This is a genomic window from Cryptosporangium phraense (genome assembly GCF_006912135.1).
Lineage (GTDB): Bacteria > Actinomycetota > Actinomycetes > Mycobacteriales > Cryptosporangiaceae > Cryptosporangium > Cryptosporangium phraense.
Genome location: NZ_VIRS01000038.1, coordinates 56,660 through 65,273, shown reverse-complemented (window position 1 = coordinate 65,273; position 8,614 = coordinate 56,660). Strand labels below are relative to the sequence as shown.

General features: G+C 70.6%; 9 protein-coding genes. 4 read left to right on the top strand and 5 right to left on the bottom strand.

The annotated features are described in order from the left end of the window. The 3 genes from FL583_RS34235 to FL583_RS34225 form a co-directional block, all read right to left on the bottom strand. On the bottom strand, positions 1-813 hold an 813-nt coding region (locus FL583_RS34235), incomplete at its 3' end, for a PrsW family glutamic-type intramembrane protease (RefSeq protein WP_142709032.1). Between the two features lie 58 nt (positions 814-871). Next, positions 872-1,627: a MerR family transcriptional regulator gene (locus FL583_RS34230; protein WP_142709031.1), complete on the bottom strand. Its 756-nt coding sequence runs from the start codon at positions 1,625-1,627 to the stop codon at positions 872-874. Positions 1,628-1,645: 18 nt separating this feature from the next. Further along, positions 1,646-2,740 carry an LLM class flavin-dependent oxidoreductase gene (locus tag FL583_RS34225; protein ID WP_142709030.1) on the bottom strand — a complete coding sequence of 365 codons (1,095 nt, stop codon included), beginning with the start codon at positions 2,738-2,740 and terminating at the stop codon, positions 1,646-1,648. Between the two features lie 67 nt (positions 2,741-2,807). Here FL583_RS34225 and FL583_RS34220 point away from each other — a divergent pair, with 67 nt between their 5' ends. The 4 genes from FL583_RS34220 (at position 2,808) to FL583_RS34205 (ending at position 6,573) form a co-directional block, all read left to right on the top strand. Beyond that, positions 2,808-4,610 (top strand): FAD/NAD(P)-binding protein, encoded by a 1,803-nt coding sequence (locus tag FL583_RS34220; RefSeq protein WP_142709029.1) that lies wholly within the window; start codon positions 2,808-2,810, stop codon positions 4,608-4,610. 81 nt (positions 4,611-4,691) lie between these two features. Continuing rightward, positions 4,692-5,153, top strand: coding sequence for a helix-turn-helix domain-containing protein (locus FL583_RS42615; protein WP_142709028.1), 462 nt, complete (start codon positions 4,692-4,694; stop codon positions 5,151-5,153). Between the two features lie 15 nt (positions 5,154-5,168). Further along, on the top strand, positions 5,169-5,630 hold the full coding sequence (locus FL583_RS34210) for a hypothetical protein (RefSeq protein ID WP_142709027.1): 462 nt from the start codon (positions 5,169-5,171) through the stop codon (positions 5,628-5,630). A 238-nt stretch (positions 5,631-5,868) separates the two neighbouring features. Then, positions 5,869-6,573 carry a Crp/Fnr family transcriptional regulator gene (locus tag FL583_RS34205; RefSeq protein WP_142709026.1) on the top strand — a complete coding sequence of 235 codons (705 nt, stop codon included), beginning with the start codon at positions 5,869-5,871 and terminating at the stop codon, positions 6,571-6,573. Between the two features lie 193 nt (positions 6,574-6,766). On the opposite strand, the gene FL583_RS34200 is transcribed toward FL583_RS34205, so the two are convergent. Together FL583_RS34200 and FL583_RS34195 are read right to left on the bottom strand one after the other, a co-directional pair. Beyond that, complete coding sequence (locus tag FL583_RS34200; protein ID WP_142709025.1) at positions 6,767-7,381, bottom strand: TetR/AcrR family transcriptional regulator; 615 nt, start codon at positions 7,379-7,381, stop codon at positions 6,767-6,769. Then, positions 7,378-8,589, bottom strand: a complete 1,212-nt coding sequence (locus FL583_RS34195) for an acyl-CoA dehydrogenase family protein (protein ID WP_142709024.1) — start codon at positions 8,587-8,589, stop codon at positions 7,378-7,380. Before FL583_RS34195 ends, FL583_RS34200 begins: the two co-directional genes overlap by 4 nt. Positions 8,590-8,614 lie beyond the last annotated feature (25 nt).

Sequence of the window (8,614 nt, the reverse complement as noted above, 5' to 3'; positions counted from 1 at the left end):
CCCCGCCGACCCGGCCGCCCCACCCGACCCCGCCGGCCCCGCCGCCCCACCCGGCCGAGGTAGCACCCGGCTAGGGACCCCCCGGCGGGCCGCCGTGCGCAGCATCACCCACGCCAGCAACAGAACACTCAAGGCGGTCAGCGCAAACCGCCCCAGCACCCCGCCATCCGCATCCCACAACCCATGCAACCCCACCACCCCGACCGCCGCGAGCCCGAACCGGCGCAACGCACGCCCACTCCAGTGCTCCGCCGCCGCGAGCCACAGGGCCACCCCCGCGATCCCGCCCCAGGCCAAATACGCAGCCGACCCGAACAGCCCCCTCACCAGCGCCGAATGCGCCGCCGGGCCGACGGCGCTCGACGCGGTGATCAGGTACGCCACGGTCTCCGCGGCGATGAACCCACCTCCCGCCGCCGCCCCGACGAGCAACCCGTCCGCGGCCCTCCGCGACGGCACCGCGAACAGCACGGCCAACGGCACCAGCAGCGTCACCGACACCTTCACCAGCGCCACCGCCAGCGCCGCCACCAACCCCAGCGCCACCACCGACGGGTAGTCGAGCAACCCGGCGAAGACCGCGCCGAGCACGGCTCCGCCGAGAGCCGACGCGCCCACGACCCACCCGGGCAGCCCGAACCGCACGGACCGGCACACGGTCCAGAACGCGGCCGGCGCGGTCCCGAGGCCGATGACCAGTACCGGCGTCACCAGCCCCGGTTCATAGGTCGCGGCGAGGATGCGCTCCCCCGCGACGAAGAGCCCCGCACCGATCGCGAGGACAACGAGCCACAGGTCTCGGCGCCACTGCATGTCTCAAATACTGACAAACTTCCTACAACTCCGCCCGCCCTGACCAACGGCGTGACGACTACTTCTGAAAGCGATCGGCGTTCGCGTGAATCGCGTCCCGAAGGTAGGCGGCCAGCCCCGGCGTCTCCGCGTCGTAGTTCGCCGTGAACCGCGGGTCCTCGACGTACATCGTCCCGAGTCCCCGGTGGATGTCGTACCCGCAGTCGTAGAACCACCTTGAGATGTGCTGCCGGTGCTCCTCCGCGGCGTCCATGGCGGCCACCGACGTCGCTGGCTCCCCGGCCCGGAACAATGCCTCGAACACCGCGACGTTCGCCGCCGCCTCGTCGCGGATCCGGATCCAGTCGTCCTTCGTGTACTGCCCGGTCCGCTGCTGCGACTGCCGGTACGCCTCGGTCTCGCCCCACCTCTCGCGGACCTCGTCCTCGTACTGCGTCGGATCGCTCGAACCGAACACCTCGAACATCTCCGCCGGGGTGAGTGAAACGCCCATCTTCCGCGCCTCCATCGTCTTCTCGATCGCGGTGACCATCTGCTGCAGTTCCTCGATCCGGTCGGTCAGGACGGCATGCTGTCGCCGCAGGTGATCGACCGGATCCGAGGACTCCAGCACCTCCGCGATCTCCTCCAGCCCGAACCCGAGCCGCCGGTACGCGAGGATGCGCTGCAGGCGCTCGAGGTCGTCGTAGGAGTACTGCCGATAACCCGAAGACGTCCGTCCCCGGGGCACCAGCAGACCGATCGCTTCGTAGTGGTGCAGCGTCCGCACGGTGATTCCCGACGACGCCGCGACCTGCCCCACCGACCAACTCATGGAGACGACGCTAAGGACTCACGCCGCGTGAGGGTCAAGCCTCTCCCGCCGGGCCACTTCGGCCCGCACCAGCGGAATGACCTGCTCGCCGAACTCGACCGCATCGGCGATCGTGTCGTACCCCCGGGCCGAGAAGATGCGGACGCCCAGGTCGTAGTAGTCCAGCAGCGCCGCGGCCACCGTCTCCGGCGTCCCGACCAGCGCGTTCGAGTTCCCGGCGCCGCCGGTCACGGCGGCCGTGCGGGTCCACAGCGCGCGGTCGAACCGGTCACCCTGCTCGGCGATCGCGATCAGCCGCTGCGAGCCCGCGTTCTGCGGAGCGCCCGGCACCCGCCGCCGCACGAACGGTCCCCGGGAGGCGATCCGATCGACGATCGCTTCCGCCTTGTCCCAGGCCGAGGATTCGGTCGGACCGAGAATCGGGCGGAACGCGACCTGCAGCACCGGCATCGACGTCCGCCCCGCCGCCCGCGCGGCCGCGTACACCGACGCGATCTGCTCCTTCGTCGAGGCCAGCGGCTCACCCCAGAGCGCGTAGATGTCGGCTTCCGCGCCTCCGGCCGAGTACGCGGCCGCCGACGAGCCTCCGAACGACACCCGCGGTCGCGGCTGCTGCACCGGGCGGACGTCCAGCGAGAAGTCGTCGAATTGGTAGTGCTGGCCGTGGTGGTCGAACGGCTCGGTCTCGGTCCAGGCCCGTTTGACGATCTGGATGTACTCGCGGGTCCGGCTGTAGCGCTCGTCCTTGGTCAGCGTGTCACCCTCGCGCCGCTGCTCCTGGTCGCTCCCTCCGGTGATGAAATGCACGGTCAGCCGGCCGTCGCTGATCTGGTCGAGCGTCGCGAACTCCTTGGCCGCGAACGTCGGGTACGAGACGTTGGGCCGGTGCGCGAGCAGGAGCTGCAACCGATCGAGCTTCGACGCCACGAAGGCGGCGGCCTGGCCCGGATCGGGTGACGAGGATCCGTAGGCGTACAGAACGCGGTCCCAGCCGCTGTCTTCGTGGGCGCGGGCCGCCTCCAGCGTGTACTGCTTGTCGAAGACCGGACCGCTGCGCGGGTGGGTCTCGGAGCCGTCGTTAGTCGCGCCGATACCGAGGAACTCAACAGGCATCAGAAACCTCCGTGTGGCTGACCGGCAAGTTCCCTGCCTACTATGCCCGTAGGAATTAGGGGGTGTAATGGACCTCGTCATCGTAGGCGCCGGGCCCGGCGCAACCGGCATGCTCGAGCGCCTCGTCGCCAGCGCCCCCGAACTCCTCGGCGACCGCGACTTAGCCATCACCCTGGTCGATCCCCACCCGCCCGGCGCGGGCCGGGTCTGGCGGGCCGACCAGTCCCCGCTGCTCCTGATGAACTCGATGGCCGAGGACGTCACGATGTTCCCGGACGAGACCGTCCTGGTCGACGGTCCGCTCGCCGCCGGTCCCGCCCTCCACGAGTGGGCCGATGAGACCGGCACGCCCGACGTCGAAGGTCGCTCGTTCGTCAGCCGGCGCGTCCAGAGCGGCTATCTCTCCTGGGTCTTCGATCGCGTGCGTTCGGCGGCTCCGCCGAACGTCCGCATTGACGTTCTGACCGATCGGGCGACCCGCCTCGAGGACCGACCGGACGGTCGTCAGACCGTCCACCTGGAGAGCGGAACCCCGATCACGGCCGACGTCGTCGTCCTCGCCCTCGGCCATCTGGACGCCCGGCCGACCGGCGAGAGCGCGCGGCTGGCCGAGTACGCGCGGGCCAACGGACTCACCTACGTACCACCGGCCTACACGGCCGACCTCGACCTGGAGGCGATCCACGGCGACGTGCTCGTCCGCGGGCTCGGGCTGGCGTTCGTCGACCTGGTCGTGCTGCTCACCGAGGGCCGCGGCGGCGAGTTCCTCCCCGACGGCACCTACCGGCCGAGTGGCCGCGAGCCGCGCTTGCACGTCGGCTCCGGCCGGGGCGTGCCGTACCACGCCAAGACCGGCTACCGGCTGGTCGCCGGTCCGCCCCCCTTCCCGAAATTCTTCGGTCCCGACCAGCTCGACTCCCTCCCCGACGGCCCGCTGGAGTTCCGCCGCGACGTCTGGCCGCTGGTCGCCAAGGAGATCGGCTGGGGTTACTACCACGAGCTCTTCACCGGTCACCCCGACCGCACCACGCAGGACTGGTCCACCTTCGCCGCCGCCTACGCCGAGGTTCCCTGGTACAGCGACGCGCGCGTCGAGCTGGTGGCCGCGGCCGTTCCGGCCGAGGCGGACCGCCTCGACCTCGACCGGCTCGACCGTCCGTTCTCCGGCACGCACTTCGCCGACGACGACGAGGTGCAGAACGCCCTCCGTACCTACATCAAGGCGGACGTCGACCGGCGGAACGATCAGGCGTTCAGTGCCGATCTAGGCGCGTTCCTGGCCCTGCTGTCGGTCTACGGGCAATTGCCCCGGGTGGTCGGCCGACTCACCGGCCGGAGCCAGGTCGAGGAGCTCGACGCCTGGTGGCACGGCTTCTTCAGCTTCTTCGCCAGCGGCCCGCCGGCGTTCCGGCTCGACCAGCTGCTCGCGCTGTCCCGGGCGGGAATCGTCCACTTCATCGGGCCGGACCTGCGTATCGAGGCCGCCGACGGCCGCTTCCGGGCCTGCTCACCGGCGGTGCCGGGCACGGTCGAGGCCGACGCCCTGATCGAGGCGCGCCTGCCCCGGCCGACGATCGTGGCCACCGCCGACGACCTGCTGCGCGACCTGCTGGCCACCGGCCGGGGCGTCGAGGAGGTCGTCGACGGCGTCTCGACCGGGCGCCTGCGCACGAGCAGGCAGTACCGGGTGATCGACGCGGCCGGTGACGAGCACCCGCGCCGGTTCGCGATCGGCTGGTACACGAGTTCGCGCGGTGCGGCCGCGTTCGCCCGCCCCCGCACCAACGCGGCCCCGTTCCGGATGGCCGACCAAGTCGCCCGTGAGGTGCTGGTCGCGCTCAGTGTGGGCGACGCCACGGCCCAGCGCTAGCCAGGTGCTTGCTGGTAGCTAACGCTCCGGGTAGCGTGGCTGACGTCGGGGCGGATCGGCGCGGTGAAGGGGGCGAGGCTCATGACCCCGCTCAAGTCGCCGCAGGACGCGGTCCGGACGCTCGGCGAGTTCATCCGTGAGCAGCGGGCGGGCTCGCAGATCTCGCTCCGTCAGCTGGCCAAGCAGGCCGGCATCAGCAACCCGTACCTCAGCCAGATCGAGCGTGGGCTCCGCAAGCCGTCGGCCGAGATCCTGCAGCAGATCGCCAAGGCGCTGCGAATCTCGGCCGAGACGCTCTACGTGCACGCGGGGCTCCTCGAGAGCACGGACGGGGTGCGCGATGAACTCTTTTCAACCTCCAGTCCGTTCGGAGGTCGGCCGAGCTCCCAAAAGGTCGGTCGAAAAGAATTCACTGACGCCGCCCCGGGGCCGGCCGCGTCCGCCATCGAGTCGGACGAGTACCTGACCGACCGCCAGAAGCAGATCCTGCTCGAGATCTACCACTCGTTCCGGCGTGAGAACGCCGCCGGAGACAACGTCTAACTCGGAGGAACCGTCATGGCTACCGCCAAGACCCAGGCCACCAAGACCGGAAACACCGTCGAAGCCAAGGGCGACGTCAAGTTCGCTCTCCCGGACGCCCGCCGCGGGCTCTACGCCTACGTCGGCGCCGCCGACTACGCGGTGGCGCAGCTCCGGGCCCTGCCCCGCTACCAGGGCCAGGTCGTCGGCGCGCTGCGCGCGCTGCCGCAGACGCTGCGGACGTCGTTCAACGGCCTGCAGGGCCGCGTCAACGAGACCTATGTCGACGTCAGCAGCCGCGTCACCGACACCTACTCGGACTTCGCCGACCGCGGCGAGAAGCTGGTCGGCAACATCCGCAAGGACCCGGCGACGCAGGAGGCCGTGGAGCAGGCCAAGACCGCCAAGTCGCAGGTCAAGGCCGCTCGGACGTCCGTGAAGAAGGCGGCCTCGGACGCGGGCAGCGCGACCGGCAAGGCCAGCGACAAGATCGGCTGACCCTCTCGTAGGTCAACGGCCGGGGCGCCTCGGGTGCCCCGGCCGTCCTGTGTCGAGCGTCACTATTGACCTTCAAGTCAGGCGGCCTCACCCTCGATCGCACCCCTGTCGCCCGATCAGGAGGTGGGACGATGAAGTCCACTCCCGGTTCGTCCTGGACGTACGTCGACCAGCGCGAGCGCCCCGCCTGATTCGTGGCCCGTTCGGGGGTTCCGGCTCGTCCATCCGTTGTGGTCCGATGATCGACGTGTCCTGGCGGGAGCGCGACCCGGTGCGACGCGGTCTGTACGAGACGGTCCCGGCCGACACCATGCGCCTTCTCGAGGCCCGCGGACGCCACGCCGAGCTCCGCTCCGGCACCCGTCTGATGACGATCGGCGACCGCTCGGACGACGTCTACCTGGTGCGCTCCGGCTACGTGAAGGTGCTCGTCGACGGGCCGGACGGCGAGGTCGCACTGGTCGCCGTGCGGGGGCGGGGTGACCTGCTCGGCGAGTTCGGGGCGTCCACCGGGCGGCTCCGGACGGCGTCGGTCATCGCGGCCGGTCCGGTGGAGGCCGTCGTGCTCGCCGCGTCCGAATACCGCGAGTTCCTGCGTCAGCGGCCCGAAGTGCACGCGGCCGTCGACGCCGCGGTGATCGACAAGATGGGGCTGTCCACCCGGCGGCGGCTGGAGTACGCCCGCGGGACCGGTGCCGTGCGCCTGGCCCGGGCGATCCGCGACATGGCCCTGGACTTCGGCCGGCTCGAGAACGGCGTCGTCGTGATCCCGGTGCCGCTGTCGCAAGCGGACTGGGCGGCGATCGTCGGGGTCACCGAGCGGCGCCTGAGCACGCTGCTCACCCGTCTGGTCGAGGCCAAGGCCGTGCGCACCCGGACGAACTCGGTGATGGTGTTGGATTTCCCGCTGCTCGAGCGCACGGCGAAATCCCGGCCCGCGTAATCCCGAAATTCTTCGGTGGCGGCTGGTCGTCCGTCGGCTGCAATAGGGATGTCCGATCCGGCGCGAAGGCGACGGCCACCCTCGGTGGGGGAGGGGGCGCGGAGGGCGGCCGTCGTCGCTGCGGTCGGACCGGGGGGACGGGGGCGAGCGCGGACCGGGCGTCGAAGGGGAGGGTCGACGACCGGTCCGCTGCTCAGTTCGACGTCAGGTGTTCCCCGGCCCGGATGCGTTCCAGGCCCAGCCAGATGAATTCGACGGCCATCGACTCGGCGCGCTCCCGGCTCACCTCGGGATGGTCGAGCCACCAGGAGATCAGCGACATCATCCCGCCGGTCACCATCGGCGCCAGCAGCGTGACCACCGGCTCGGCCCGGGCCAGCCGGGTCGGGTTGTTCCGCCGGTTGAGCAGCATCAGGTCGGCGATGATCGCGCCCAGGTCGTCGCGCAGGCCGCGCAGCTCGTCGCCGACCTCGGGCTTGTCGAAGTGCCGGATGATCACCGCCCAGGCGCTGGGCTGGTGGGTGGCGAAGTCGAAGAGGGTCTTCGCCAGGACCCGCATCCGGTCGAGCCCGGGGTCGCCCGGGTTCGTCGCCGCGTGAAGCTGGGCCGACAGCCCTTCGACGATGGCCCCCGTGACCGCCGCGAACAGCTCCTCTTTCGACTCGAAGTGCTGGTAGAGCAGGGCCTTCGAAACCCCGGCCGCGGCGGCGACGTGCTCCATCTGGGTGAGATGGAAGCCGCGCCGCCCGAACTCGTCGATCGCGACCGACAGCAGCTGTTCCCGGCGCGACGCCGCGGAAAGCCTCACTTGCCCAGGTAGGGAGCTAGCTCGGTCCGCGCGACCGACATGATGTGCACCTCGTCCGGGCCGTCGGCCAGGCGCAGCGTCCGCAGGCCGGCGTACGAGCGGGCGAGCGGGAAGTCGCCGCTCACGCCGCCGCCGCCGTGCACCTGGATCGCCTTGTCGAGCACCGCGACGGCCATCTGCGGAACGACGACCTTGATCGCCGCGACCTCGGTGCGCGCGGCCTGGAAGCCCTTCTGGTCGATCAGCCAGGCGGTCTTGAGCGTCAGCAGGCGGGCCTGCTCGATCGCCATCCGGGACTCGGCGATCCACTGCTGGACGACGCCCTGCCGGGCCAGCTCCTTGCCGAACGTCACCCGCGAGACGGCGCGTCGGCACATCGCGTCCAGAGCCCTCTCGGCCATGCCGATCGCGCGCATGCAGTGGTGGATCCGGCCCGGGCCCAGACGCTGCTGGGCCAGCGCGAAAGCGCTGTTCTCCTCGCCGAGCCGGTTGGAGACCGGCACCCGGACGTCGGTCAGCCGGATCTCGCAGTGGCCGTGCTGGTCGTGGTAGCCGAAGACCGACAGGTCGCGGACGACCTCCAGGCCGGGCGTGTCCATCGGGACCAGCACCATCGACTGCTGGGCGTAGGTCGGACCGTCCGGATCGGTCTTGCCCATCAGGATCATGACCTTGCACCGCGGGTCGGCCGCACCGCTGGTCCACCACTTCCGGCCGTTGATGACGTAGTCGTCGCCGTCGCGCTCGACCCGGGTGCTGATGTTGCGGGCGTCCGAGCTGGCGACGTCCGGCTCGGTCATGCCGAAGCAGCTGCGGATCTCGCCGGCCAGCAGCGGCTCCAGCCAGGTCTTCTTCTGCTCGTCGGTGCCGAACAGATGCAGGAGCTCCATGTTGCCGGTGTCCGGCGCGGCGCAGTTGATCGCCTCGGGGGCCAGCTGGGGCGAGCGGCCGGTGATCTCGGCCAGCGGCGCGTATTCGAGCTGGGTGAGGCCCGACTCGGACGGCAGGAACAGATTCCACAGCCCGCGGGAGCGAGCCTCGCGCTTCAGGTCCTGGACGATCGGCGGCACCTCGTGCGGCTGCCCGGCCGCGATCAGCTCGGCCCGCTGGGTCTCGTAGACGGGTTCGGCGGGGTAGACGTGCGAGTCCATGAAGGCGGTCAGGCGGTCGATGTACTCGTGCGCTTTGGCGCTCGGCTCGAAATCCATCGGGTGCTCTCCCCTCGAAGTGCTC